The following is a 26,976-nucleotide window of genomic DNA, read 5'->3' as shown; positions in this document are numbered from 1 at the left end:
AGATTAACATCTATATTGAAGGCTGAATGTGCTTATTATGTATTTTAAAAAGGAGTTAGACAACATTCTTTAAGAATGCATTGTCTAACTCCTAATTTTTTGATGTTGAGGGTATGGCCCTCTAAAACTAATATGTTCTAATTGGTAAAATTAATTGCGTAACAGAGTCATCTGCTTTTGGTTTAAGAATGAATGGTTTCATCGTACCAAAGAATTCTACTTCAACTTCATCATTATCAATTGCTTTCAGCGCATCCATCATATAACGAGAGTTGAATGAAATCTTCAAGTTGCCACCTTCCACATCAGTTGCTGTCACTTCTTCTTTTACAGTACCGATTTCAGGTGATGTTGATGATAATTCTACAACGTCATTACCTGTGCTCAACTTAATAACATTGTTACCACCTTCTCGTGCTAATAAAGAAGCACGATCAATTGCGTGATAGAATTCACCGTTGTCTAAACCTAATTTAATTTCATAATTCTCTGGGAATAGACGTGTCGTATCTGGATAATGACCTTCTAATAAACGAGAAATAAAGTTTACATTACCAACTTTAAATAATACTTGGTTTGAAGCGAAGAAAATATCGATTTCTTCATCACTATCACTCATAATTTTATTCAATTCTGATAAAGCTTTACCTGGAATGATGACATTTTTGTTTTCTGACTCATCTTCCAACTTCAATTTTCTTACAGCTAAGCGGTGTGAATCAGTCGCAGTGCATATTAATTCATTATCTTGTATAAGCCAGTTCACACCAGTAAGTACTGGGCGTGTTTCTGAGGTGGACACTGCGAAATTTGTTTGTGCAATGATATTTTTTAAGACTTTTACTGATAATTGAATGGCGTCATCACGTGATACTTGAGGTAATAATGGATATTGATCAGGATCTAAACCACTTAAGTTAAATTCTGAATGTCCAGATGTAATCAGTGTTTGGAATTGTTCGTTTGTTGATAATTTTACGTCTTTACCTGGTAATTTTTTAATAATATCTACGAAGAAACGACCAGGAAGCACGACTGAACCTGTTTCAGAAATAGTGACAATATCCTCACCATCAACTTGTTTAGGGATTGTAATTTCAATAGATATCTCAGAATCTGAACCAGTAAGAATGACCTCGTTGTCTTTAGCATCGATTTTGATACCTGTTAAAATCGGTAATGTTGTTCTTGGTGAGATGGCTTTTAATGTGTCATTTAATTGATTAATAAAATAATCTCTTCTAATTGTGAATTCCATCATTAATTTAAACTCCTTCCAGTCGTTTATATATAATTATATAGGTTTTAAATTCATAGTAATAGTAGTAGGGCTTGTGGATTAGTGGATATGTTAAGAAAATCCTTATGTGCCAAAGTTATACACATGTGGATAAACTGTTGATGCTGTGTATTACTTTTTAACATTATCCACAATTGCTAACAAAATCATCTTGCTCACTTGTCAGACTTATTGGCGCTTCATTCAAGGTAACAGACCATTTACATTATTTCCCACGCTTAAACGTCGTAATCTGTTGTATAACAGTTTCGAATGTTTACATTATTGATTGCGAATTTCTTTTTCTAAATCTTCTACTTCTTGTTTAAAAATTGGATCTGCTTTGATATCCTTTGCGATTTTCTCGTGTGCATGAATAACCGTTGTATGATCGCGACCACCGAATTCTTCACCAATCTTAGGTAATGAGAAATCAGTAAGTTCCCTTGATAGATACATAGCGATTTGACGAGGATACGCAATTGATTTGGTACGTTTTTTCGCACTAAAATCTTCAATACGAACGTTATAATAATGCCCAACGACTTTCTGAATATCTTGAATTGTAATTTTTTTAGATTTAGGAACTTGAATAATATCTTTAAGTGCTTCTGCTGCTAATTCAGTTGTAATCGGTCTGCCTTGAAGCTTCGAATAGGCAAGTAAACGCGTGAGTGCACCTTCTAATTCACGAATGTTTGATTGAATTTGATTAGCAATATAATTTAATGCTTCAGCTGGAATTTCTAAATTTTCTTCTTCGATTTTTTTCTGAAGAATTGCCATACGTGTTTCATAATCAGGAGGCGTAATATCAACGATTAAGCCCCATTCAAATCGAGAACGTAAACGGTCCTCTAATTTAGCGATTTCTTTAGGTGGGCGGTCACTTGAAATGACAATTTGCTTCTTATTTTGATGTAATTCATTAAATGTGTGGAAGAACTCCTCTTGCGTTTGTTCTTTATTTTGAATGAATTGAATATCGTCAATCAGTAACACGTCAATGTTTCTATATTTCTCTCTAAAAGCTTCAGGTTCATTGTTACGAATTGATTTAATGAAGTCATTTGTGAATTTTTCACTTGAAGTGTATAGCACTTTAGCATTTGGTTGATTACTGAGAACATGATGACCAATCGCATGCATAAGGTGCGTTTTACCAAGACCAACACCACCATAAATAAATAGAGGATTGTATGCTTGGGCTGGTGCTTCAGCAACTGCAAGACTTGCTGCATGTGGAAATCTGTTACCAGGTCCAATAACGAACGTATCAAATGTATTGTGTGTATTAAATTGATCTGTACCTTCATGAACATCCTCAATGATGTGACGCTGAGGTTCGCTGCTTGGTGATTTGGCTTTACGACTCTCTTCATCAAGTTCTGCTAATTGTTCAGCAGTGAAAAATTTGGGTTCAACTTCAAAACCAATAACATCTTTCATAATTGTTTGAATAACTTCTTTATAGTTAGAATTTAACCATTCTGCATAAAATTCATGTATTACGAAAATAATCGCAACGTTATCACGAATTTCTTTAAGCTCCGTATCTTTCAAAAAAGTATTAAATGTCGATTTAGATATTTCTGATTCAGCAACGTCTAATACTTTTTTCCAAATTTCTTGTTCTGACATATAATAAACTCCACCTTCTTTAAATTTAAGACTTATACACAGACATTTAGACAAGTGGATAAAAATAATCACAGCATGTTAATAATTATCCACAAGTTAATAACATTCGGTGGATAACTTTATATATGCTATGATTTATTCACACTAAAAACGTATATAAAATCAATAAATAAATCCTGTTAAAATAATGAATTAGACGACTTATCCACACAATTATACTTTTTAACCAAGAGAGATGTCAAATAGGTGTGAATATGTTGTTAAATTAGGTATAAATCTGTTAATAATGGTTATATTATCCACAATTATTGAATGGTCATCTGTGTATAAGTGGATAATTTTTGAAATAAAAGCACCATGTATTATAACAGCCTTGGGAAATAATTTATAAAGATGTATTTAAAATGAATAACGAAAGTACTATAGACTCGGCGCAAAATGTATAAATATTAAAAAATGATTTTGTGACAAAGTTTACTAAAAAATTAGTATCTTACTGCAAATGCTGCTTGCTTTATAAATAGTAATTTGTTATATTGTAGTAGTTGCTTGAATTATGACTAGATAAAATTGAATTAAAACAAGAATTCTGATATCAGAAAGTATAATTTATCTATTAAAATAATCAGGATCACTACAAGAGCGAGTGAGCTGGATAAATATGTAGATGGAGGTGTTTTGCATGGTAAAACGTACTTATCAACCAAATAAACGTAAACATAGTAAAGTTCATGGTTTCAGAAAACGTATGAGCACTAAAAATGGCCGTAAAGTTTTAGCACGTCGTCGTCGTAAAGGCCGTAAAGTTTTATCAGCATAAGATCACTGACTTCTCAGTGGTCTTTTTTTTCGTTTCAATAGGTATAAATTGGGACACGCTATATCAGAACGAACATAAAATAGAATGGCAAAGAATAATATAAGCGAGTGATGTGAACGTGGAGAAAGCTTACCGTATAAAAAAGAATACTGATTTCCAAACCATTTATAAAAGAGGCAAATCGGTAGCAAATAGACAGTTTGTTGTTTATACCTATAATAGTAATAAAGATCATTTCCGATTAGGAATTAGCGTATCTAAAAAGTTAGGTAATGCAGTGACTCGAAACAGAATTAAACGTGCGATTAGAGAAAATTTCAAAGTTCATAAAGAAGATATCATCGCACGTGACATTATCGTTATCGCTAGGCAACCAGCTAAAGACATGTCTACACTTGAAATTCAAGGTAGCTTAGAACATGTACTTAAAATTGCGAAAGTGTTTAATAAAAGGATTAAATAAGCAGGGTAGGGGAGATGTTAAGACTACCGTCAGTCTGACGTCAGACAAACAGGAGCCTTACCTTTACAACAATCAATCAACTTGTTAGCAATTTTAATAGAAACAAATTACAATGTTATAATGAAATTTTACTTGAATAAGGAGGCGAGGATAATCATGGATTTCGATACAATTACTAGTATTTCAACGCCAATGGGTGAAGGTGCAATTGGTATTGTCCGTTTATCTGGACCGCAAGCCGTTGAAATTGGAGATAAACTATATAAAGGAAAGAAAAAATTAGAAGATGTAGATTCCCATACGATTAACTATGGTCATATCGTCGATCCAGAAACAAATGAAATTGTTGAAGAAGTTATGATATCTGTGTTGAGAGCACCAAGAACATTTACCCGTGAGGATATTATTGAAATTAATTGTCACGGTGGTATTTTAACCATTAATCGTATATTAGAACTAACAATGACGTATGGTGCTAGAATGGCAGAGCCGGGTGAATATACTAAGCGTGCATTCTTAAACGGACGAATTGATTTATCTCAAGCTGAAGCTGTTATGGACTTTATTCGTTCTAAAACAGATCGTGCTTCTAAAGTTGCTATGAATCAAATTGAAGGGCGTCTCAGCGACTTAATTAAACAACAACGACAATCCATTTTAGAAATTCTCGCGCAAGTAGAAGTGAACATTGATTATCCTGAATATGACGATGTTGAAGATGCTACAACAGAGTTCTTATTAGAACAATCTAAAAAAATTAAAAACGAAATTAACCTTCTATTAGAAACTGGGACACAAGGTAAGATTATGAGAGAAGGTCTTTCAACAGTAATTGTTGGTAAACCAAATGTAGGGAAATCATCAATGTTAAATAATCTTATTCAAGATAATAAAGCGATTGTAACTGAAGTTGCAGGTACGACGCGTGACGTCTTAGAAGAATACGTTAATGTCAGAGGTGTACCTTTAAGATTGGTAGACACTGCGGGCATTCGTGACACTGAAGATATCGTTGAAAAGATTGGTGTTGAACGTTCACGAAAAGCCTTAAGCGAAGCAGATTTAATCTTATTTGTCTTAAATAATAACGAACCTTTAACACAAGAGGATCGTACTTTATATGAAGTTATCAAAAATGAAGATGCTATTGTCATTGTAAATAAAACAGATTTAGAACAACATTTAGATATAGATGAAGTTAAAGAAATGATTGGTGATACGCCACTTATTCAAACCTCTATGCTTAAACAAGAAGGCATCGATCAACTAGAATTACAAATACGTGATTTATTCTTTGGTGGCGATGTTCAAAACCAAGATATGACATATGTATCTAATTCAAGACATATTTCTCTATTGAAACAAGCTAGAAATGCAATTCAAGATGCGATTGAGGCAGCGGAATCTGGTATTCCTATGGACATGGTTCAAATTGATTTAACGCGTACATGGGAACTATTAGGTGAGATTATTGGTGAATCCGCAAGTGATGAATTAATTGACCAATTATTTAGTCAGTTCTGTTTAGGAAAATAATGAAATTGCAGATCATAGCCATTCGAGAACGAAATAATAAACATTAAACAAATTAAGACGGTAGGAAGTCTTAGTAATAAAATATAGAAAAAGGAAATTTAAAGGAGGTCAATCAGGTGGTTCAAGAATATGATGTAATTGTCATTGGTGCTGGGCATGCAGGAATTGAAGCAGGTTTAGCATCTGCAAGACGTGGTGCCAAAACGCTAATGTTAACAATTAATTTAGACAACATTGCCTTTATGCCATGTAATCCATCAGTAGGTGGTCCAGCTAAAGGTATTGTCGTTCGTGAAATTGACGCATTAGGTGGCCAAATGGCAAAAGCAATTGATAAAACGCATATCCAAATGCGTATGTTAAATACTGGTAAAGGCCCAGCTGTACGTGCATTACGTGCGCAAGCCGATAAAGTATTGTACCAACAAGAAATGAAACGTGTAATTGAAGATGAAGATAATTTAGATATCATGCAAGGTATGGTAGACGAATTAATCATTGAAGATGATGAAGTTAAAGGTGTGCGTACAAATATCGGCACTGAATATCGTGCACAAGCGGTTGTAATTACTACAGGTACGTTTTTACGTGGTGAAATTATTTTAGGTAATATGAAATATTCAAGTGGTCCAAACCACCAACTTCCATCTATTACGTTAGCTGATAATTTAAGAGAATTAGGCTTTGAAGTTGTACGTTTTAAAACGGGTACACCACCACGTGTGAATGCAAAAACAATCGACTACTCTCAAACTGAAATTCAACCAGGTGATGAGGTAGGTCGTGCATTTAGCTTTGAAACTACAGAATATATACTTGATCAATTACCATGTTGGTTGACGTATACAAATGATCGTACACATAAAGTCATCGATGATAACTTACACTTATCAGCCATGTATTCAGGTATGATTAAAGGGACAGGTCCACGTTATTGTCCATCAATTGAAGATAAATTTGTCCGTTTCAACGATAAACCTAGACATCAACTTTTCTTAGAGCCTGAAGGTCGTCATACGAATGAAGTATACGTTCAAGGACTTTCAACAAGCTTGCCAGAACATGTGCAACGTCAAATGTTAGAAACAATTCCTGGTCTTGAAAAGGCCGACATGATGCGTGCCGGTTATGCGATTGAATATGATGCCATTGTACCAACGCAATTATGGCCAACATTAGAAACTAAAATGATTAAAAACTTATATACAGCCGGTCAAATTAATGGTACATCAGGATATGAAGAAGCGGCTGGACAAGGTATTATGGCGGGAATCAACGCAGCGGGTAAAGTGTTAGGGACAGGAGAAAAAATCTTAAGCCGTTCAGATGCATACATCGGTGTGTTAATTGACGATTTAGTTACGAAAGGTACAAATGAACCGTATCGTTTATTAACTTCTCGTGCTGAATATAGATTGCTATTACGTCATGATAATGCCGATCTACGTTTAACAGATATGGGTTATGAATTAGGTATGATTTCTGAAGAACGCTATGCACGCTTTAATGAAAAGCGCCAACAAATTCAAGATGAAGTTGAACGTCTAACTAATATTCGCATTAAACCAAATGAACATACGCAATCTGTTATTGAAGCACATGGTGGTTCACGTCTTAAAGATGGTATATTGGCGATTGATTTATTACGACGTCCAGAGATGACTTATGATACGATTTTAGAAATCTTAGAAGAAACGCATCAATTACCTGAAGCGGTTGAAGAGCAAGTTGAAATTCAAACGAAATATGAAGGTTATATCAATAAATCATTACAACAAGTTGAGAAAGTTAAACGTATGGAAGCGAAAAAAATTCCTGAAGACTTAGATTATAGTAAAGTTGATAGTTTAGCGACTGAAGCACGTGAAAAATTAGCTGAAGTTAAACCATTGAATATTGCACAGGCATCACGAATCTCTGGTGTTAACCCAGCAGACATTTCAATCTTACTTGTTTATTTAGAACAAGGTAAATTGCAAAGGGTGAAAAATTAATGAGTGGCGTAGAATGGCTAGCTAAAGAATTAAGTGAACATGGAATTGAGTTGTCAGATAAACAAAAAGAACAATTTCAGACATATTATCGTCTACTTGTTGAGTGGAATGAGAAAATGAATCTCACTAGTATTACAGATGAACATGAAGTTTATTTGAAACATTTCTATGATTCTATTACACCAAGCTTTTATTATGATTTTAATCAGCCCTTAGCCATTTGTGATGTTGGCGCGGGTGCTGGTTTCCCAAGTATTCCGTTGAAAATTGTATACCCTGAGTTGAAAGTGACGATTGTAGATTCACTAAATAAGCGTATCCAATTTTTAAATCATTTAGCTGCCGAACTCGGCTTAACACAAGTTAGCTTTGTGCATGATCGAGCTGAAACATTCGGCAAAGGCGTTAATAGAGAAACATATGATGTTGTAACCGCACGTGCAGTAGCCAGACTTACAGTGCTAAGTGAATTATGCTTGCCTTTAGTTAAAAAGGGTGGCCATTTCATCGCATTGAAGTCTTCTAAAGGAGAAGAAGAATTAGAAGAAGCGCAATTTGGGATTAGTATATTAGGTGGCGTCTTTAGTGATTCTTACACTTTCGATTTACCTGAAGATGCTGGAGAACGACAAATGATTATAATTGATAAACGTCGTCAAACATCTAAAAAATATCCTAGAAAACCTGGTACGCCTAATAAATCTCCTTTACTAGAAAATTAATAGCACTTACATGTTAAAATTAATTTTAAGAGGAGTGAATGGATAATGAAAAAACCTTTTTCAAAATTATTTGGATTGAAAAATAAAGATGACATCGTTGGATACATTGAAGAAGATCGCAATTCTAGCGTCGAATCCATTCAAATTGAGCGTATTGTACCTAACCGTTATCAACCAAGACAGGTGTTTGACTCAAGTAAAATTACAGAACTTGCGGAATCCATTGATGAACATGGGCTATTGCAACCGATTGTCGTGCGACCAATTGAAGAAAATATGTATGAAATCATCGCAGGTGAACGCCGTTTCAGAGCGTTACAATCCTTGCATAAAGCACAAGCCGATGTCATTATTCGTCATATGAATGATGAAGAAACTGCTGTTGTTGCTTTAATTGAGAATATTCAGCGTGAAAATTTATCTGCAGTCGAAGAAGCGGAAGCATATAAAAAACTGCTTGAAATTGGTGGAACTACGCAAAGTGAATTAGCTAAAAGTTTAGGCAAAAGTCAGAGTTTTATTGCGAACAAGTTGCGTTTACTGAAGTTAGCACCTAAAGTCATCAGTCGTTTAAGAGAAGGTAAGATTACAGAGCGTCATGCTCGAGCAGTCTTATCTCTTAAAGAAGAAGATCAAGAACAACTCATTGAACAAGTCATCAATCAAAAGTTAAACGTTAAACAAACAGAAGCACGTGTTAAACAAAAAATTGGACCTGAAAAGGTTAAAGCCCAATCTTTCCAATTCTCCAAAGATTTAACACAGGCACGTGATGAAGTTGGAAAGAGCGTTCAAGCAATTGAACAATCTGGTATACGTGTAGAACAACGTGATAAAGATCATGATGATTATTATGAAATTAAGATAAAAATTTATAAAAGATAGTGAAAAATCTCCTTTTAGGCAGTGTCTGAAAGGAGATTTTTTTATAAAAATTTGAAAATTAGTTTTATTTCGTACGCCATTTACATTATACTGAAATAGTTTTACAATATTATTAAACGAAACGTATCGTTTAATAATTAAAGAAGAAGGGTTTAATGTGTTTGGAATCTCCGTTTCTAGTGCTATTCTTCATTTTGTTATTGGAGGTCTTGCAGTAGCATTTGCATCTATTATGGCCGAGAAAGTCGGCGGTAAAATGGGTGGTATTATCGCTACTATGCCGGCAGTCTACTTAGCTGCAATCATAGCGCTTGCGATAGATCATCGTGGTAATCAACTCGTGCAAATGTCAATTCATCTTAGTTCTGGTGCGATTATTGGTATTATATCGTGCATTGTTACTGTCTTTCTAACTTCTCTTTATATTAGTAAAAGAGATTATAAAAGAGGTACAGGCTTTGCATTGATATGTTGGCTTGTCATTTCAATTGGCATGTTTGTCGTTAGACATATGAATTAATCATTGGAGGCTTTTGTAATGAAATTAGCATTAATCAAATTCCTTGTTGGGGGATTAGCGGTTACACTCAGTTATATTATTTCTGTAATATTACCTTGGAAAGAGCTAGGTGGTGTCTTTGCGACATTACCGGCAGTATTCTTAGTTTCATTATTTATCACAGGTATGCAACATGGTGATGTCATTGCTAAACACGTAAGTAGAGGTGCAGTGTTTGGTATGACTGGCGTGTTAATTAGTATATTAGCAACATGGGGGATGCTTTATTATACAAATCAATGGCTATTAAGCATTGTTGTTGGCTTTATTGCGTGGTTTGTAAGTGCAGTAATTATATTTGAAATCGTTGAAATTATTTCGCATTTAAGAAGGGGAAAACATGGCTGGAAGACCGAAAGATCCGACAATTAATTATAAAATCTTTAATGAAATAGATAAATTGTTAACTAAGACGCATTTTAGAGAAATTACAATTGATCAACTATCTGAAAATACAGGCGTTTCCAAAGCGACGATTTACCGTCGTTGGAAAGATAAGTCATCTATTATTGTAGATATGTTTGTAAGTAGAACACAGATTTTCGAAAATGATAATAAAGATTTATATACGGGATTATATCAATATTTAATAAAAATAATGGAAATTTATAAAACGAATCTTGGACGAGCGGTAATTGAGATATTGATTAGTAATCAACAAAATGATGCACGTGAGTTATTTATGAAAGGTTATTTTAAAAGTAACCGAAAAGTATTAAAATCGATTATCGCACAACATATCAAAGAAGCGGACCAAGATTTATTTATTGATTTAATTTTCTCACCTATTTATTTCAATATTTTAATTAAACCTGAAACTTTAGATGAAGCCTATATTAAAAAGATGCTTGATGTTATTTTAAAATCGTTTAATTAATAATGGCTTATAGCAAAGAGGAACTGCGTTTTAATAAATAGCGCAGCTCCTTTTTTTAGACGTCAGGAAGTCTTGTAAATGTTGATATTACAGCATGTAAAAGGATTTTGACAATGAAAAAGATGTGATTGTCAAAGAAATTTGGTAGTTTTTTATATACAGAGACGTTTCTATGGAGTTGAAGTGAGATACGATTATTCATTTCGATCTTGCTTCTATTCTAGGCAAGATTAATCTAAATGGTTAAGGAGTTATGGATGATGGAAATCGGTCAACAAATTCGAAAATATAGAGAAAAAGAAAATTATTCTCAAGAGTACCTAGCTGAAAAATTATATGTTTCAAGACAAACGATTTCTAATTGGGAAAATGAAAGAAGTTATCCAGATATCCATAATTTATTAATGATGTGTAATTTATTTAATGTTTCATTAGATGATCTTGTCAAAGGAGACGTGAAACGTATGGAACATGAAACTATTAAAAAAGACATGGATTTTTGGACGTGGATGATGTTGGTTTGGATGTTATTAGCATGTGTTTTAATAGGACCACTTTTATTTTATTTGAGTTGGTGGGGCGTTGCGATTACCTATGTCATTTTTTCTGTAGGTTTTTATAGTAGTACGCAAATCGACAAAATTAAATACAAGCACGGTATGGATAATTACGATCGAATCGTTGCATTTATGAATGGTCAAGATCCTAATGAAGTTCAGACAAGTAAAACACGTAATCTCATTACGAGCATCTTATCATTTGTCTTTGTAGTAGGCGCATTTGTAATCATATGTTGGTTGAGTATTTATTTATCATTTAAATTTTTACCATAATCAATGAAAAAGACCTAAGAAGCGCAATTGCTTCTTAGGTCTTTAGTAATTAAAATTGATTATTTATTACATTTTCTTTTTCTACCGAACAATAATACGCTACCTAAACTTGCAAATAATGTGGCTAATAATGGTGTGTTAATATTAACATCTCCGCTACCAGTTTTTGGTAAGTGTTTCGGTTGATTTGGTTGTTCAGGAGTTGGTGGCACGTGATGTGTCGGTGGTACTCCTGGTTTTTCAGGTGGGTTACCTGGCGGGTTAACAGGAGGTTTACCCGGTGTTTTAGGTGGGTTATGTGGTGGTTTGCTTGGTGTTGGTGGTACTGGTGGTTTAACAGTATTGTTAAACTCAGTATCATTTACTCCGACTGATTTACCGCCTGAACTGAAGTAAGTTACAGTTGCTTGTAAATTACCAGTTTCCGGATTTTCAGTAACGACCACTGTTGCTGTGATAGACATTGTATCGTAAGCAATATTTGTGTCTGTTCCCACTTTTTCAGTGATTTGGTAAACGTAAGTGCCTACTTTATTAAATTTAATTGGCAAGAAATTCACTTTACCATTCGCATCATTTGTTGCTAATTGTACTTGGTGATTAGGGTTGTTTAAATCAGTTAAGATGAAGGTATAATCTCCACCTTTAAGTTGACCACCTTCCAATTTTTTAGTCACTTTGAATTCAAAGTTTACTGGTACAGGTTTTACCTTGTTTACACGTTTTTCTGATGGTTTAGGAGGTGGGACTTCATTACCACCTTTGGCTGGGTTAAAGAATTGAACAGACTGATTCGCTACGTTAGTGATGTCTTTGTTAGCTTTAGCACTGTCTTTAATAACGCCGACAATATCTAATTTGTAATAACGTCCAAACGGGATTTGTGTATTATCTAAGACATGATCTTTTACTAAACTTTCTTTAGACGTGGCTGTGATGACACCATTCTCATCTGTAATGTCAAATAAGTTTGTAACGTCTTGTCCAGTGATACCGTCATATACCTTAATACTTTGAACAGCTACGCTTGTTTCATCATAGTCATCAGTAATGCCTAATTTATTAATTTTATTCTCTGGTGTTAAGTGCGTTGTATCTAACCAAACTTGATATACAATTTTATTCCCACGATTAAGTGTTTTAGTATTTATGTTTTCTGGTTCATTATTAGTTGTTTGATCTGCATAAGGATTCACATTAGTATCTGCATATTTATTCGCTAATTCATTATCATCATCTAATAATTTGTTGCCTGTAATGTCATATTTTTCCACTGATAAATCAAATTTTTCAGGTTGGAATACAGGTGTTGGTGGTGTTGGTGGAACAAATGTATTGTTAAATTCAGTATCCGCTGGTGCGAGTGATGTTGCTGTAAGTACGTGTAAATCTTTAGTTACATTTACAGTTACAATTGCTTTCATAGAATCACTATTGATATTCGGTAAGTTACTAGGAACTTCTTCAACAGTATATGTGAAGGTTTTACCAGCATCGACATTCGTATAAGTTGGACGTTTACCTTCAATAAAGTTGAAGTTAATTTGACCTGTCGCATTATTTGTACCTGTAGCGATAACTTCGCCGTCAGCATTTTTCATAGTGAATTGAAACTCTTCATTATTTAACGGACGACCAACTAATGATTTTGTAAAATGAACATCAAAGTCTAATTGCTTAGGTGCTACATAATAGTTAGTAAATGCTTGGTTATTATCAGTGTCTGACTCATATGCATAACTCACATTTGCATTTAAGACACCATTTTCTTCGGTTACTGTAACAGTTGCTGTAATCGTTAATGGTTCAGCATCAAAATTCGGATTGAGATTAGTTTTATTTTCTGTAATTGTATAGGTATAAGTACCTGGTTTGGTAAATGAAATCTTATCAAATGTAACTGAACCATCTGCTGCATTTGTTTTTGATTGCGAAGCCTCTGGAATAGCTGGTGAATTAGGACCAGCTACAATATTGAAAGTGAATTCACCTTGCGCTAGCGTATGTTCCCCTTTAACTACTTTGTTTGCTTTTAATGTAACCTCAACAGGGTCGATTGCTGTGTAATAATAGATAATTGGATGTGCTTTAGCTAATAAGTTTTGTAAACGGAAGTTACTGCCGCGTCCAACTTGTACACCATTTATTGATTGATTAGGTGCAAAAAGGTTACCTACAGCACCTTCACCTGCACTTGCTGGCTGTACAAGGAATGGAATATCATATCCAGGTATAAAAATTTGTTTACCTAAATCATTTTTATTTCTTTCGCCAGGTCTTAACGTTGCTTCATACACTTTGACATAATTTGTCGTATCAATACCTGTGTTTTTAGCAGATTCAGACATATGGTCGGCTGATAAAGTCCAAATTTCGATACGTGTAGTACCATCTTCTCCAATAATTTCTTTTATACGTTTGACGCCGCCATTATTCGTTTCAGCATCCACATATCTTAACCCAACTTGATATGGGCGCACCATTGGGCCAGACATATGATCAGGCTCAGCAATTTGATATAATTTGTAACCTTCAAATTCACGTGAATTTGAAGCGGTATAGATTTGTCCATCCATTCCTTTAATTGTATAATGTGCTAACTCCTTTTCAGTGAAATCTGGTTGATATGTTTGCGCATTGATATCAGTCTTATTTGCTTGATATGTAGGGTTGTTTTTATTAACAACACGATAATAGGTCGTTTCAGGAACAATATGAGGCACATAATATTGTGGATCAGTAATGGTTGTTCCTTCGTTCGCTCGGTTAAATAAATCGTAAATTTGTATGCCGCTACGTTGATCTTCTAAGCTACCATTTTCATCTATTTCAAAACGTGCTCTAATTGTTGAAACCGTATTTTTGAATGAGTCTAATGTATTTAAGAAAGTGAAATTGATATGACCATATTTCGCTTTTTGAGGATTTTGAGCAGCTACTGCTCTTTCTAAAGAATTTTCACCAATAGATACAATGCCAGGTGAATTAATTTGTTTTGTTTCTACTACAGAATTTGTCTCACCGTTAACTAACTCAATCGTTACGTCATTAGAGTCGTCGAAAGGTTTAGATAAACGATAATAATACTTTGTATGATAGGCAGCATTAAAAGCTTTAAGGTCTGTTATCGCAAATGTATATTGATTTGGATCAGAATTTTTTTCAAATACGACATTTGGTGTTGGAATTGTATTTGAATCTTTAGGTTGTGGAATGACAACATCCCTACTTTTAACCGATGCGCCATTAGCATCATCCATATTAGGTGTTGCAGTTGTCGTTGTATCCTCTAAAACGCCTTCTGAAGCAATTGGTGACGTTGCAGAACGACGTGAACGAGTATGTGAAGTTTTTTCTTTTAATTGAGGTGAAGCGGTAATTGCTTGCGCGTTTGCTTTTTCTTTATCAGGATTAGTCGTTTTACTAGTTGTTTGAGACTGAGTTTCTGTTTTTGTTATCTTTTCTGTATTGTTTAGGGGATCAGAATGAGATGGTGAAGCTGTATTACGTACGACTTCATCTGTTGAATGATTGACTTTGCTTTCAAAAGATTGAGGATTGGAAGTCGTATCCGTTTGTAACGTACTATTATGTAATTCACTCGCATGAGCTACATCCTGAAAGCCTACAAATAAAAAGGCACCTAATAAAACGGAGCCTGTTCCTATTGAAAACTTTCGAATAGAGAAACGATACTTAGTTTTAAATTGCATTTCTTGATGTCCTTTCTTAGATGAATTAAATATATCTGTTAATTTAATTATAAAATATATAAAATAAAAAACAATATTAAAACAAAAAGGTTATAATTATTAAAATACATAGCAAAAAGGAGTAGGGAGTGGGACAGAATTCTTTTTAAATTCGTCGTCACCCCAACTTGCTTTGCTTGTAAAATCACTTTCGTGATTTTTTGTGTTGGGGCCCCGACTCCCAGCTTGCTTTGCTTGTAGAATTTCTTGATGAAATTCTCTTTGCTGGGGCCCCGCCCGCAAGGATGACTAGAACTGAGAAAAGCTTGGTTTAAGCGCATTTTCAGTTCAGTCAGCTACTGCGAATTTGCAAAATAGCACCATCATATTATTTATGTCCCACTCCCATTCCAATCTACTTTGCAATTGACTATCAGTTGTCTTGTTTTTCTTCATAACGTTTCAAGAGATAACCGCCACCAAGTAAGCCTACCGGCACTCCAATAAATGGTGTTGCAATACTACTCAAGACAAAGACGATAAGTACTAACATTAGGCCATTAAACCAGTTGACTTTTAAACTTAATAAATCCTCATAAGATTTACGAATTAATTCTTTAATATTCATTTAAAAACATCCTTTCTTCTTAATTATTATATAGCGTGTTTTACAATTCGATTTGCGTGAACAAACGATATCACAGCAAAGATAAGATACACAAGTGAATACACAATCATCACAATGATAATTGGTGTTGGAGAAAATTCTCCCATCAGTTTCATAAATACTAGTGCTGCAAATAAGGCGTGTAGTAACGCAATAATTAAAGGTAAACCAAAGTTGAATAATATCTTTAAGGCCAAACCTTTCGTCATATCAGTATGTGTGAAACCGATACGTCTTAAGATACGGTAATTGTTAATTTCATCTTCAGTTTCGTCCATTTGTTTAATATAAATAATGCATCCAGCTGCGATTAGGAATGCTAGTCCTAAGAATGAAGTCACAAACATTAAAATACCGTTACTTTCATCAAGCATTTGTTTTGTATCGCTTTTCAGCGCTACAGTTGGACTCACTTTTTTAGCTAATTTTTCCGCTTTTGATATGTCTTGGTGCTGTTTAATATCGAAACCATAATGATGTAATAATTGATCTTTCAGTTTCAATTTATTGTAAACGTCTGGACTCACTTTTAATACGGGACCACCTATAGACACATTTGATGGGATGACTTCATTGTCATTATTTTGATTTACAAGTAATGTCACTTTCTGTTGGCCTTGAAGTGTCATATCATTATCTGTATGAACACTTACCATACCTGACAGTGGACCTTGTGTGTTCGTAATTGTAGCATGGTTACCTTTGATTTGCGCATCTGACATAACAATGACACCAGCATTTTGTATACCGTTAGATGTTTTACTTTTTAACACATCATTTTTGAGCAGTTTCGTATTACTTCCCTCTAATGTTATAGTGTCATATTGAATATGATGTTGTTTTAATAATTGCTCATATTTTTGAGCTGATTGCGATTTAGTAAAGTTAATGTCTTGAGGAGATGATGTTTGAATCATATAATCCGTATTGGCTTTACTAATTGCACCAAAACATAGAATCGTTACCGTTATTGCTGAAATAATCGCGATAATTGTTAGTGACATCGCATTTTTCTTCATGCGGTGCATAATAGATGATGTAAATACAACATCTGTAATTGAAACACGACCATGTTTTGATTTTTTCAGAGATTTAAATATGATAGATACTGAACTTCTAAAGAATAGATACGCCCCTACAACAGTTAGAAATAAAATGAGAAAAGGTGTTACTAAGGCCATCGTTAATCCTTGGAATTTGCCAAACATTTCAGTGGAGATGTAATAGCCTAAGATAATCATGACAATGCCTAGAATACCGGCAATAAGTTCAGGAACAGTAATTTTTGATTTAGTCGCTTCTGATTTTGTACTATCTTTCATCATAGACAGTATCGTTCTTCTTTTTAGAAAAAGGTAGTTCTGAAACATAATCAAGATAAATGCGAGTACAAGCATTACTATTGTTTGAATTAATGCAGGTAATTCAAATCCTATCGACACGTCTACTTTCAGGTGCATCATTTTCACTAGAATATTAAGTAAAAGTTCGGAACCAACAATGCCTACTAAAATACCTATGATACCTGTGAAAATAAAGAAAGTAAGCTGTTCAATTGCTAGCATTCGTAAAATATTTTGTCGTGTTAAACCGATGAGTTGAAATAATGCAAATTCACGTGTTCGACGTTTAATAAACAATTGGTTCGCATACATTAAGAAAATGATAATTGTAATAAATAGGAACACTGCGCCTACTTTAGCACCCTCTTGTATCACTTTTGGAGAACCACCGTTATTGATACTATGCGTATACTGCAAAGTGACAAAGCTAAAGTATAAAATAATACTAAAGATTAATGAAAAGAGATATAGTGCATAATTTTTAAAATTACTTTTTAAATTTTTGAGTGTAATCTGATTAAATGTCATTTGCGACACCACCTAAGGCAGACTGTAATTTGATAATTTCATCATAAAATTCACGTTTTGACTTATGTTCTTGGTGGATTTCTGAATGAATATGTCCATCTTTCAACATAATGACACGCTGTGCAAAGCTTGCAGCGGATGGATCATGGGTTACCATAATAATAGTACTATCGAATTGTGCATTCATTTCTTCAAGACGATTGAGTAAGTCTTGCGCACTTTTCGAATCAAGTGCGCCAGTTGGTTCATCCGCAAAGATAATCGATGGTTTATGAACGAAAGCACGTGCTGCTGCTGTACGTTGTTGTTGACCACCTGATATTTCACTTGGATATTTATTACTTAAATCATAAATACCGAGGGCTTCCGTTACTTCTTTATAATTGTGTTCCATTTCATCTTTATTCACTTTTTGAACAGATAACGGCAACATGATATTTTCTTTTACGGTTAATGTCGGTAACACACTGTAATCTTGGAAGATAAATCCGAGTTCTTTTTTGCGAAATTGTGCTAATTGTTTGTCCTTTAGCTTATTAATTTCATTGCCACTTACTTCGACAGTTCCTCCAGAAATACTATCGATCGAACTAATGACGTTGAGTAACGTCGTCTTTCCTGAACCAGAAGGGCCCATTATGGCGACGAATTCTCCTTTGTCCACTGAAAAGTTAATGTCGTTTAGCGCTTTATATTTTTGTTTATTTCCATATACTTTTGATAAATGATTGACGTTTAAAATTGGCATGTCCATCGCACTCCTTGTTCGTTTTATAATTTTTCTTTTGCTTGAGTTGGAATTTCTGATTGTTTGATTTCTTCATAAGATGTAATAGTGTGAGATTTCTCACTTACAACTAGGTAATGATTCGTTTTTAATTTTTTAGATGCTGTATAATCAATCTTTTTAGCTTTACCGTCTTTGGTGTAACCTGTTTGGTTGTAATGGTAGATATAGAAGTCTTTTTCCTTATCAACGACTTCTACGTTTGATGGTTTTTGTGTCTTAACATAATAGTTATATGTTGGTGCTACGGGGTTCAATTTATTCCAATCATTGACTGCATGATTGTTAGGGTGTTGATTGGAATAGGCATCTAATCCAAATAATCCTCCAATTAAGACAATTGCAATAGTAATGACTGCAATGACTGTATTTCTTAAGGTTTTCAATATCATCACTCCTTATTTCTATTACACTTATAATTGTAGGAAGATTGCGTCAGTACTGCCTTTATCTAACCTTACAAAGTCGCTGTTATTTCTTACGAATATGAAAGATTGACTTTATTTTTGAAAATAAAAGTGAGAAGGCACACTTAAATGTGATAACTTGAATAGTAATGTTCTAAGAGGTTTGTTACGATGAGGCTAACAATATGTTAGAGAAGACCTCATGATAGCATGCGGTGTCTTTAGTAAGAACTTGAGGGTAATATCGTTATCGGATTTAAAGATGAGTGAAACGACTTTGCAATGATTTTGTGATAAAGTAAGTTATGTTTATAAAAGATGATAGGCGGGGTTTAATTGAAAAAAGAGATAATTGAATGGATTGTAGCCATTGGTGGCGCACTTTTAATTGTAGGTATTGTATTAAAATTTATCGGCACATCATACACAGTATCAGGGTCGTCGATGTATCCAACTTTTCAAGATAGAAATAAAGTGATTGTAAGTAAAATTTCTAAAACATTGAATCACATTGATAATGGTGATGTTGTTGTCTTCCATGAAGATGCACAACGTGATTTTATTAAACGTGTGATTGGTACGCCTGGTGATAAAGTAGAGTACAAAGGTGATCAATTGTATGTGAATGACAAAAAGGTATCAGAGCCGTATTTAGATTATAATAAGAAACACAAACAAGGTAAGTATTTAACTGGTACATTTAAGACAAGCCAAGTGAATGGTGCTGACGGTAAGAACAAAATCCCTAAAGATAAATATTTAGTTTTAGGTGATAACAGACAAAATAGTATAGATAGCCGTTTCGCTGAAGTTGGTTTAGTAGATAAAGATCAACTTGTGGGTAAAGTTGTATTAAGATATTGGCCATTTAATAAATGGGAAGCTGGCTTTAACCCAGGTACATTCGAGTAAATAAAAATAGAAATTGTTAATATATAGCTCTCTTCAAAGTAGCCATTTAAAAAATGATAACTTTGAAGAGAGCTTTTTAATACTTTGATGACAAAAACTAATTATTTTATTAAAATTATATACAAATAAATAAATATCGTTATAAATTAAAAAGTATCTAAAATATAAGTGAGGATTTAATATTGAAATGTAATGATTGTGGAGAAAAAGTAAATGGATTACAAAGTTTTTGCCCTAATTGTGGAAAAACCCTAAAAGAAGATAGTATTAATAAAGATGATGAAAAAGATGTTAGTGATTTAAGAAAACAATTTGGAGCAGGAAATCAGCAATATAAAGATACTGAGAATAAAGAAGATGAAAAAGAGTTTACAGTACAATTTGGAGCAGCTTCCAATGCAGTAAATACTGGTGATATACATAATAAAGGAAATAATAGCCAGTTTGGAGCGGGTTCAAACAAAGTAAATACTAACCTTAAAAATAAAGTTATGAATATTTTTAAACTTGATAATAAGGAGGAATGGGTAAGAAGATATTTTATTTCTATCTTAGTTTTTTGCTTATATGTAGCTTGGTTAGAAGTACAAATGAGTAGGGTAATATTAATTTTAAATTTTCTTTTATTTCCATTCATTATGTGTGTAGTTGATCATTTTGTCAGAAAAATTATTGATAAATCGAGTTATATCGATGACATAGATCGCATAGGTTGTATATTTGCAACTATAAAAATTGTGATAAAATATGTCTTTTTACTATTCGTTTGGAATTATTCGTTTATTTTAGGGATTGTTGCGCTTATTTATTTATATGTATTAGCAAAAAAATTAGGATAGGAGTTATTGATAATGAAGAAACCAATACTTGTGGGTAAAGGTTTTAGAAAAGTGAGCTTAGAAAAAATGCTTCAAGATGGTTTAGCTAGAAATAACGATGTGGTAGTATTTGATAGCCTTAAAAATGACGTACATCGTTGCCATGATGGAATTTCATTGGAAGATATTAACATAAAATTTCGAGGAGAGTCCTCACCTGAAGAAACAAGTTTAGAAACAACTTTTGACATTGAAAATAGTGATGTTATTTTTGAGAACTTAACTATCGATGCATCTAAATTAGATAAAAATGCATTATCAATCAACAATAGTAATGTACAGTTAAATAATGTAATTGTAAAAGGAAATGACAATAAAGTAGCGTTTTTTGCTAAAGAAAATAATTATATAACATTAAATAGTGTAACGATAGAGACTAAAATTGAAAAAGAACAAGGCGGAATTTATCTAGGTAACTCCAAAGCTTTTGTTGCGAATTCATTGATAATGGGTATGAGAACGTCTGACTACTCATGTACTAAAATAAAAAACACGCTAATTGTTGGATTTATATCAGCTATAAAAGAAGCACAAGTTTTTGCTAATGATTTATATATAGAAAATGAAAATTTTGAATATGATATATGTGCTAGAGATAAAGGTCAACTTACTATAGAAAATTTAAACATTATTTCAGGTAAATCATTCGCGCAATTAAGCGAGAGTTATCTTTCAATCAATAAAGTTAATACAAATAGTATAGGTGGATTTACCGTGGAAATAGACGATTTTTCTGACGCAATCGGTGAAGAACTACACATAATTAACCGTGATGAGCAAACGCAAATAAATGATTTGATAGAAGCAGAAACAACTAATCAAATAATGCAAACTCATGGTTATAGTGACTTAGAATATGATTTTAATGAAGATGTTGCTGAACTTTCTATAAAAGAATATGAAGAAGCAGAGAATCTCCTAGAAGCGGACTATGCAGAAAATGAAGAAGAGACAAATCGTTTTGAGAAAAATAATCAAAATGAAAGTAAAGCAATAGATAAATTAAATGAACTTATTGGTTTAGAAAAAGTAAAAGAAGCTACCAAACAGTTTATAAATGTTGCTAGAATAAATAAAATAAAAAAAGAAAGAGGTCTTCAACAAAGTTTACCATCAATGCATTCTATGTTTGTTGGTAATCCAGGAACAGGTAAAACGACAGTAGCCAGATTAATTGCAAGAGCTCTGTATGAAGAAGGCGTAATTGAAAGTGATAACTTTATTGAAGTATCAAGACAAGATTTAGTTTCTGAATTCGTTGGAAGAACTGCTACTCAAACTTTTGAAATATTGGAAAAAGCTAAAAATGGTGTGTTATTTATCGATGAAGCTTACACATTAGTAAATAATGAAGGCGATAAAGGTACAGGACAAGAAGCTATTGATGTAATTCTTAAGTATATGGAAGATTATAGAGAAGAAATTATGATAATATTTGCAGGATATACCAATGAAATGGTTGATTTTATAAACTCTAACCCAGGATTGTCATCCAGAATTCCGAACACTTTTAATTTCGATGATTATAACTTCGATGAATTATATGCAATAGGAAGTAAGGATTTAATTGATAAAGGATATGAATTTGACTCTAGTAAATATGAGAAAGTCATGGATAGTGAATATAAATTTAATTTTGATAATAGTAATGGTAGATGGGTTCGTAACTTTAATGAGAAATTAACAATGCAACAAATGCAACGTATTTCTGAAAGTGGAGAATATCTTGATAATCAAGTGCTAATTACTATCAATAATGAAGATTTTGAAATTTTCAATAGACAAACAAATGAAGATAAGGAGACTTTACAATCATTATTAAATGAATTAAATAATTTAGTAGGTTTACAGAATGTTAAAACACATGTCAATGCTATAGTAAATGAAGTGAAATTTAATCAAATGCTAGAAAAACAAGGTAAATCAATTAGTACGAGCAATTACCATATGATTTTTACAGGATCACCTGGAACAGGTAAAACAACAGTGGCGAGATTGTTAGCTAAAGTATTTGGTCAACTTGGGATACTTTCTAAAGGTCATTTAATCGAAACTGAACGCAGTGAAATGGTTGGTAGCTACATTGGGCATACTGAAAAAAATACTAAAAGAATAGTAGAACAATCATTAGGTGGTGTGTTATTTATTGATGAAGCTTACCAATTGATGCCTAAGGAAAAATCAAGTAATGACTTCGGTATTCAAGCTATAGAGACACTTATTACAGAATTAGAAAATAAACGTGGGAAATTTATTGCAATTTTTGCAGGTTATGAAAATGATATGGAACGTTTTTTAGAATCTAATGAAGGACTACAATCTAGAATTCCTTATAAAATTCATTTTGATGATTATGCGCCTAAAGAAGTAGCTGACATTGTGATTTTAGCCTTAACTAAGGACCAATGGATTTTTGATGAAAAATTATTAAGAGAAGTAGTTGAAAATAAATATAGTGAGTTAGACGACGAGAAAAAATCAAATGGTAGATGGGCTCGTAACTTTGTACAAGAATTATTAGTAGTGCATAAGAGTGAAGTGATTAATTCTAATGATATAAATATCGATTTAACTATGATTAGTGATCAGACAATTTTAAATATGTAATGACATTTTATAATCGATTTATACAAGCGATGACGGCAGTCTTATGAGTTTTCTCATTAGGCTGCTTTCTTAATTTATTAATAATAGACGACATGATTATCATAGTTACGCAGGCCCCGAATAAAATTAATCACTATCCAAAATAAAAATTGTATAAATTTTTTATTTCCTCGCTTATTCATTGTGCCTCTAAAGTGAGTGATACCGTATTGATATCGTTTGAAATCAATACCAACATAAGTATGGACTTGTTTGTTCGATTTAAAGCGCGTAATAACAGCAATTTTAATGATTAACATAGCTTCTGTAAATTCACCAATACCAGGAATTGATTGTATATTTTCGCAACATTTTAATTTTTGCGCTAAATTAACCATTTCTTTATCTAAATGAGACAAGTATTTTATAGAATCTTTTAATTGTCTAATTTATAAGTGAAGTTTTTACTAGAAAAGAAGAAGGTTTAACACTTGAATAACTTATCTTCATAGAGTTAAAAAATATTTGAAATTAGATTATTTAAATCTTATTAAACAAAATCTGAATGTGAATAGATTTTTGCGATATTAATTGCTAATTATGCTAGTTTATGGGCAACAGTGGGATCCGTTTTCTAATATCTTTGTATGTTTTATTTTAATATTAAGCGAAGCAATATTTAGGCAAATGTATAAAATGCATATGTCGAAATATTGCTTTTTAGAATATATAATTTTTTTGATAGAAAGTTTAAAATAATGTAGAAAACAATACAAAATAAATGATATACTTTTTGAAGATTAAAAAAATTAAAAATTGGAGGGAACACCTATGCAATGTCCAAATTGCGGAAGTGCAATCGAGCCTAACGATTTATTTTGTGGCGAGTGTGGCCATAAAATAGATAAACAGTCCCAAACGGTTAATTCTGCTGAGAAAGATATCTCAAATGCAGAGGCGAATGGGCGACGATACGATACAAGTGCATCATTGGGAGAAGAACACGTAACGACATCAAATCATAATGAACCATTATCTAGAACAAACAACACAACACAAGATAAACGTAATAATGACGAAGGCAAAGTGATAGATAACCAGCATGTACCTGAACATCATTCAACAACTCAACAACATCAAATGCATCAGCCACAATCAAATCAACAACCTCACAACAACGCATCACATACATATCACAGTCAACAACAATACAATGAGCCGTATTCAAACTATCAACAACCACAACAATCAAGCCAATTTAGTGAACATGCAAAAGAAGTGACAGAAGAAAGTAAAGGTTTCTTCAGAAGTGCTTTCGCAGCACCTGACCAAGTTCTAAAAAGCCAACAAGCATTTAGTTTTAAATTGTTATTTTCTTTACTCGTTATTGGTTTATTAGTCATCGCACTGTTACTTGCGATTGCAATACCTTCAACAATTGGTTTATTTGAGACACCTAAGAGTCAAATTATCTTTTCGATTATTGTAGCCATCATTTTATTCTTAGCGGTTATCGTAGGTGCGACGTATGGTATCACACGTTTAGTAGTGAGACAGCCAATTCCATTCAGAAAAGTATTGTCGGATTTTGTATTGATTAATAGTGTTTCAGTCGCAGTATTAGTACTTGCATTGATTTTAATGTTTGCTAATTCATATGGATTTGGTGGCGCCTTGTTTATGCTATCCATCTTGTTAATTGTTATTTCAGGTGTGTACATGATTGCTAAATATAGTGCCAATCATCATACGCGCTTCTCAAGTTTTTATGGTGTGATTATTTACATTATTGTTTTCTTCTTATTTGTAACGATTTTTGGGGAATCTTTATTTAACCAAATCTTTGCTAACTTAATCAGTGAGTTCAATAATCTATTTGATGGGAGTTCGATCTACTAATGAAATATTGTAGTAATTGTGGGCAACCGCTTCGTGAAGGTGTGAAGGTATGTACAAATTGTGGTAAGCCTGTTCACCAATCTAAGTCGAATAGCGCTAATACACAACATGAACATAACCAAAATCATCATAACCAACCTCGACAAGATATGCATGAACAACATTCAAATCAGGGATACAACAGTTATAACCAGCAAGGTTATGCCCCTAGACATGATCAACAACCACGTAAAGGCGATAATAAAAAGACGTGGATTATTATTGCTGTTATAGCTGTATTGCTCATCGCTTTAATCGTTGCATTTTCATTATTAAAAAATCAATTTTCTCCGGAAAAGCAAGCATCAAATATTGCACAAGCAATCAAGAAAGACGATGAAAAAGCGTTAGCCAAAGAAGTTACGACACAAAACGATCAGAAGTTAAGTCAGGAAGAAGCACGCGCGTATTTAAACTATATTAAAACAGAAGATGATTTAAATAATGTTGGGAGCAATGTAGAACAAAGTGCGAAAGAAATTAAAGATAATCGCTTCAACAATTTGTCTGTCGATGCTAATGGGAACAATGTGTTAAATATTTCTAAGGATGGCAAGAAATTCTTATTCTTTGATAATTACACATTTAATGTTCCACAAAAATCCGTAAGCATTTATCCAAGTAGTAGTGGAGATATTACTTATGAGTATAATGGTAAAAAACGCACGACAACAGTTTCTGAAGATGAAGAAAAAACGCTTGGTACGTTCCCAATCGGTGATTATAATTTAAAAGCTACGAAAGATATTGATGGCAAGAAATTCAAAGGGGCGTTAATGATTAACATGAGTGATAGTAATATTGCTTATGAATCATTTAAACAAAAACGTTTCACCGTTAGCGTTGATGGTGGCTATATGTTAAATAACGTAAAAATATATGCGAATGATAAAGAAATTGGAAGTGAAACATCTTCTGAGACATATGGACCATACGATCCTGATGAAGAAGTAACGGTATATACACAAGGCACATATGAAGGTAAAACGTTTAAATCGGATTCAGTGAATGTGACAAGTGCTGGAGACGACGATGATGATGTCACAGACGTCACAGTAACGTTTGATGATGATGAAATTGATAACTATATCGATGATAAAATGGATGCAGATAGTGACAGCGATGATTCTGATTCAAGTTCAGAAGAAGTAACGCGTGACAATGTCATTGATAAAGTAGAATCATATGAAGGTCATACGTTAGATACGGACACATACACATACAAAGAACCAGAGAAAACAGATGACGGCAAATGGGGCTTCTCATTTACTGATAAAAATGGAGATTTAGCCGGTTCTTATACCATTGATACGGATGATGGTTATGTAACAGAATACGATGAAGACGGGGAAGAAGTCGGTTCAGGTTATTAATAATTCAATAGCAATAAGGGAGTCGGATTACCGACTCCCTTATTTTTCATATTTCCAATCTAAAACATTGTCTTCTAATTCCTCAATCGGTATGGAGATTGCTCCAGGGAAATAGCCACTTTCATATTCTTCTGTGGGACGCACATCTAATAATAATAGTTCACCATTTTCAACTGGAGAGAGATAATGAACAAAACAGAAGTCTAATCAAGTATTGAAGTACAATGATTGGAAAACGTGCATTTCAGTATTTTAG

General features: G+C 33.2%; 22 protein-coding genes and 2 pseudogenes. 15 read left to right on the top strand and 9 right to left on the bottom strand.

What is annotated here, in order from left to right; all coding sequences use genetic code 11:
- Window positions 1-127: 127 nt before the first annotated feature.
- Window positions 128-1,261, bottom strand: coding sequence for a DNA polymerase III subunit beta (gene dnaN, locus AK212_RS08815; protein WP_053030325.1), 1,134 nt, complete (start codon window positions 1,259-1,261; stop codon window positions 128-130).
- Window positions 1,262-1,561: 300 nt separating this feature from the next.
- A complete protein-coding gene (gene dnaA, locus AK212_RS08810; RefSeq protein ID WP_053030324.1) occupies window positions 1,562-2,920 on the bottom strand; it encodes a chromosomal replication initiator protein DnaA in 1,359 nt (452 codons plus the stop codon).
- Window positions 2,921-3,602: 682 nt separating this feature from the next.
- Here dnaA and rpmH point away from each other — a divergent pair.
- The 10 genes from rpmH to AK212_RS08760 all read left to right on the top strand — a co-directional run bounded on the left by rpmH (window position 3,603) and on the right by AK212_RS08760 (window position 11,609).
- Window positions 3,603-3,740 carry a 50S ribosomal protein L34 gene (gene rpmH / locus AK212_RS08805; RefSeq protein WP_000240855.1) on the top strand — a complete coding sequence of 46 codons (138 nt, stop codon included), beginning with the start codon at window positions 3,603-3,605 and terminating at the stop codon, window positions 3,738-3,740.
- A 112-nt stretch (window positions 3,741-3,852) separates the two neighbouring features.
- Window positions 3,853-4,203: a ribonuclease P protein component gene (gene rnpA, locus AK212_RS08800; RefSeq protein ID WP_174841452.1), complete on the top strand. Its 351-nt coding sequence runs from the start codon at window positions 3,853-3,855 to the stop codon at window positions 4,201-4,203.
- Between the two features lie 156 nt (window positions 4,204-4,359).
- Window positions 4,360-5,739, top strand: a complete 1,380-nt coding sequence (gene mnmE / locus AK212_RS08795; RefSeq protein WP_053030322.1) for a tRNA uridine-5-carboxymethylaminomethyl(34) synthesis GTPase MnmE — start codon at window positions 4,360-4,362, stop codon at window positions 5,737-5,739.
- Window positions 5,740-5,855: 116 nt separating this feature from the next.
- Window positions 5,856-7,733 carry a tRNA uridine-5-carboxymethylaminomethyl(34) synthesis enzyme MnmG gene (mnmG, locus tag AK212_RS08790; RefSeq protein WP_053030321.1) on the top strand — a complete coding sequence of 626 codons (1,878 nt, stop codon included), beginning with the start codon at window positions 5,856-5,858 and terminating at the stop codon, window positions 7,731-7,733.
- Window positions 7,733-8,455, top strand: coding sequence for a 16S rRNA (guanine(527)-N(7))-methyltransferase RsmG (rsmG, locus tag AK212_RS08785; RefSeq protein ID WP_053030320.1), 723 nt, complete (start codon window positions 7,733-7,735; stop codon window positions 8,453-8,455). Before mnmG ends, rsmG begins: the two co-directional genes overlap by 1 nt.
- A gap of 45 nt (window positions 8,456-8,500) precedes the next feature.
- Window positions 8,501-9,340, top strand: coding sequence for a nucleoid occlusion protein (noc, locus tag AK212_RS08780; RefSeq protein ID WP_053030319.1), 840 nt, complete (start codon window positions 8,501-8,503; stop codon window positions 9,338-9,340).
- A 157-nt stretch (window positions 9,341-9,497) separates the two neighbouring features.
- Entirely contained in the window at window positions 9,498-9,860 is a 363-nt protein-coding gene (locus AK212_RS08775; protein WP_053030318.1) for a DUF3147 family protein, read from the top strand.
- Window positions 9,861-9,878: 18 nt separating this feature from the next.
- Window positions 9,879-10,271 (top strand): DUF3147 family protein, encoded by a 393-nt coding sequence (locus tag AK212_RS08770; protein WP_053030317.1) that lies wholly within the window; start codon window positions 9,879-9,881, stop codon window positions 10,269-10,271.
- Complete coding sequence (locus AK212_RS08765; RefSeq protein ID WP_053030316.1) at window positions 10,240-10,776, top strand: TetR/AcrR family transcriptional regulator; 537 nt, start codon at window positions 10,240-10,242, stop codon at window positions 10,774-10,776. The genes AK212_RS08770 and AK212_RS08765 overlap by 32 nt, the downstream gene beginning before the upstream one ends.
- Before the next feature lie 260 nt (window positions 10,777-11,036).
- Window positions 11,037-11,609, top strand: coding sequence for a helix-turn-helix transcriptional regulator (locus AK212_RS08760; protein WP_053030315.1), 573 nt, complete (start codon window positions 11,037-11,039; stop codon window positions 11,607-11,609).
- A 59-nt stretch (window positions 11,610-11,668) separates the two neighbouring features.
- Here AK212_RS08760 and AK212_RS08755 read toward each other — a convergent pair whose 3' ends face one another.
- From AK212_RS08755 to AK212_RS08735, 5 genes are all read right to left on the bottom strand, one after another.
- Window positions 11,669-15,322 (bottom strand): Spy0128 family protein, encoded by a 3,654-nt coding sequence (locus AK212_RS08755; RefSeq protein ID WP_053030314.1) that lies wholly within the window; start codon window positions 15,320-15,322, stop codon window positions 11,669-11,671.
- A gap of 412 nt (window positions 15,323-15,734) precedes the next feature.
- A complete protein-coding gene (locus AK212_RS08750; protein WP_053030313.1) occupies window positions 15,735-15,929 on the bottom strand; it encodes a VraH family peptide resistance protein in 195 nt (64 codons plus the stop codon).
- A 26-nt stretch (window positions 15,930-15,955) separates the two neighbouring features.
- Window positions 15,956-17,839 (bottom strand): ABC transporter permease, encoded by a 1,884-nt coding sequence (locus tag AK212_RS08745; RefSeq protein WP_053030312.1) that lies wholly within the window; start codon window positions 17,837-17,839, stop codon window positions 15,956-15,958.
- Entirely contained in the window at window positions 17,829-18,587 is a 759-nt protein-coding gene (locus AK212_RS08740) for an ABC transporter ATP-binding protein (protein ID WP_053030311.1), read from the bottom strand. Before AK212_RS08740 ends, AK212_RS08745 begins: the two co-directional genes overlap by 11 nt.
- Window positions 18,588-18,610: 23 nt before the next feature.
- The gene (locus AK212_RS08735) at window positions 18,611-19,018 is read right to left on the bottom strand and encodes a YxeA family protein (protein WP_053030310.1); all 408 of its coding nucleotides are present in this window, start codon (window positions 19,016-19,018) and stop codon (window positions 18,611-18,613) included.
- A gap of 351 nt (window positions 19,019-19,369) precedes the next feature.
- Between AK212_RS08735 and lepB the strand changes: the two genes are divergently transcribed.
- The 3 genes from lepB to AK212_RS08720 all read left to right on the top strand — a co-directional run bounded on the left by lepB (window position 19,370) and on the right by AK212_RS08720 (window position 23,430).
- A complete protein-coding gene (lepB, locus tag AK212_RS08730) occupies window positions 19,370-19,945 on the top strand; it encodes a signal peptidase I (RefSeq protein ID WP_053030309.1) in 576 nt (191 codons plus the stop codon).
- Between the two features lie 182 nt (window positions 19,946-20,127).
- On the top strand, window positions 20,128-20,784 hold the full coding sequence (locus AK212_RS08725; RefSeq protein ID WP_053030308.1) for a hypothetical protein: 657 nt from the start codon (window positions 20,128-20,130) through the stop codon (window positions 20,782-20,784).
- Window positions 20,785-20,796: 12 nt separating this feature from the next.
- Entirely contained in the window at window positions 20,797-23,430 is a 2,634-nt protein-coding gene (locus AK212_RS08720) for an AAA family ATPase (RefSeq protein WP_053030307.1), read from the top strand.
- 10 nt (window positions 23,431-23,440) lie between these two features.
- Here AK212_RS08720 and AK212_RS08715 read toward each other — a convergent pair.
- A pseudogene (locus AK212_RS08715) lies at window positions 23,441-23,910 on the bottom strand (transposase); the annotation flags it as partial.
- A 330-nt stretch (window positions 23,911-24,240) separates the two neighbouring features.
- On the opposite strand from AK212_RS08715, the gene AK212_RS08710 reads away from it, so the two are divergent.
- Both AK212_RS08710 and AK212_RS08705 read left to right on the top strand, forming a co-directional pair.
- Window positions 24,241-25,308 carry a zinc-ribbon domain-containing protein gene (locus tag AK212_RS08710; protein ID WP_053030306.1) on the top strand — a complete coding sequence of 356 codons (1,068 nt, stop codon included), beginning with the start codon at window positions 24,241-24,243 and terminating at the stop codon, window positions 25,306-25,308.
- The gene (locus tag AK212_RS08705; protein ID WP_053030305.1) at window positions 25,308-26,720 is read left to right on the top strand and encodes a zinc ribbon domain-containing protein; all 1,413 of its coding nucleotides are present in this window, start codon (window positions 25,308-25,310) and stop codon (window positions 26,718-26,720) included. The genes AK212_RS08710 and AK212_RS08705 overlap by 1 nt, the downstream gene beginning before the upstream one ends.
- 39 nt (window positions 26,721-26,759) lie before the next feature.
- On the opposite strand, the pseudogene AK212_RS13395 reads toward AK212_RS08705, so the two are convergent.
- Window positions 26,760-26,885: pseudogene (locus AK212_RS13395) on the bottom strand (rhodanese-like domain-containing protein); the annotation flags it as partial.
- Window positions 26,886-26,976 lie beyond the last annotated feature (91 nt).

Source organism: Staphylococcus borealis, assembly GCF_001224225.1.
GTDB classification, from domain to species: Bacteria; Bacillota; Bacilli; order Staphylococcales; family Staphylococcaceae; genus Staphylococcus; species Staphylococcus borealis.
Note: the sequence above shows the minus strand (reverse complement) of the source record. Positions and strands in the feature narration are given on the sequence as shown.

Excerpts from the sequence above, each read along its gene's own strand:
- rpmH (WP_000240855.1), top strand. The coding sequence starts at position 3,603 with ATGGTAAAACGTACTTATCAACCAAATAAACGTAAACATAGTAAAGTT.
- mnmE (WP_053030322.1), top strand. The coding sequence starts at position 4,360 with ATGGATTTCGATACAATTACTAGTATTTCAACGCCAATGGGTGAAGGT.
- AK212_RS08735 (WP_053030310.1), bottom strand. The coding sequence starts at position 19,018 with ATGATATTGAAAACCTTAAGAAATACAGTCATTGCAGTCATTACTATT.
- AK212_RS08770 (WP_053030317.1), top strand. The coding sequence starts at position 9,879 with ATGAAATTAGCATTAATCAAATTCCTTGTTGGGGGATTAGCGGTTACA.
- AK212_RS08760 (WP_053030315.1), top strand. The coding sequence starts at position 11,037 with ATGGAAATCGGTCAACAAATTCGAAAATATAGAGAAAAAGAAAATTAT.
- AK212_RS08745 (WP_053030312.1), bottom strand. The coding sequence starts at position 17,839 with ATGACATTTAATCAGATTACACTCAAAAATTTAAAAAGTAATTTTAAA.
- dnaN (WP_053030325.1), bottom strand. The coding sequence starts at position 1,261 with ATGATGGAATTCACAATTAGAAGAGATTATTTTATTAATCAATTAAAT.
- AK212_RS08755 (WP_053030314.1), bottom strand. The coding sequence starts at position 15,322 with ATGCAATTTAAAACTAAGTATCGTTTCTCTATTCGAAAGTTTTCAATA.
- AK212_RS08710 (WP_053030306.1), top strand. The coding sequence starts at position 24,241 with ATGCAATGTCCAAATTGCGGAAGTGCAATCGAGCCTAACGATTTATTT.
- dnaA (WP_053030324.1), bottom strand. The coding sequence starts at position 2,920 with ATGTCAGAACAAGAAATTTGGAAAAAAGTATTAGACGTTGCTGAATCA.
- noc (WP_053030319.1), top strand. The coding sequence starts at position 8,501 with ATGAAAAAACCTTTTTCAAAATTATTTGGATTGAAAAATAAAGATGAC.
- rsmG (WP_053030320.1), top strand. The coding sequence starts at position 7,733 with ATGAGTGGCGTAGAATGGCTAGCTAAAGAATTAAGTGAACATGGAATT.
- AK212_RS08740 (WP_053030311.1), bottom strand. The coding sequence starts at position 18,587 with ATGCCAATTTTAAACGTCAATCATTTATCAAAAGTATATGGAAATAAA.
- AK212_RS08750 (WP_053030313.1), bottom strand. The coding sequence starts at position 15,929 with ATGAATATTAAAGAATTAATTCGTAAATCTTATGAGGATTTATTAAGT.
- AK212_RS08720 (WP_053030307.1), top strand. The coding sequence starts at position 20,797 with ATGAAGAAACCAATACTTGTGGGTAAAGGTTTTAGAAAAGTGAGCTTA.
- AK212_RS08705 (WP_053030305.1), top strand. The coding sequence starts at position 25,308 with ATGAAATATTGTAGTAATTGTGGGCAACCGCTTCGTGAAGGTGTGAAG.
- AK212_RS08765 (WP_053030316.1), top strand. The coding sequence starts at position 10,240 with ATGGCTGGAAGACCGAAAGATCCGACAATTAATTATAAAATCTTTAAT.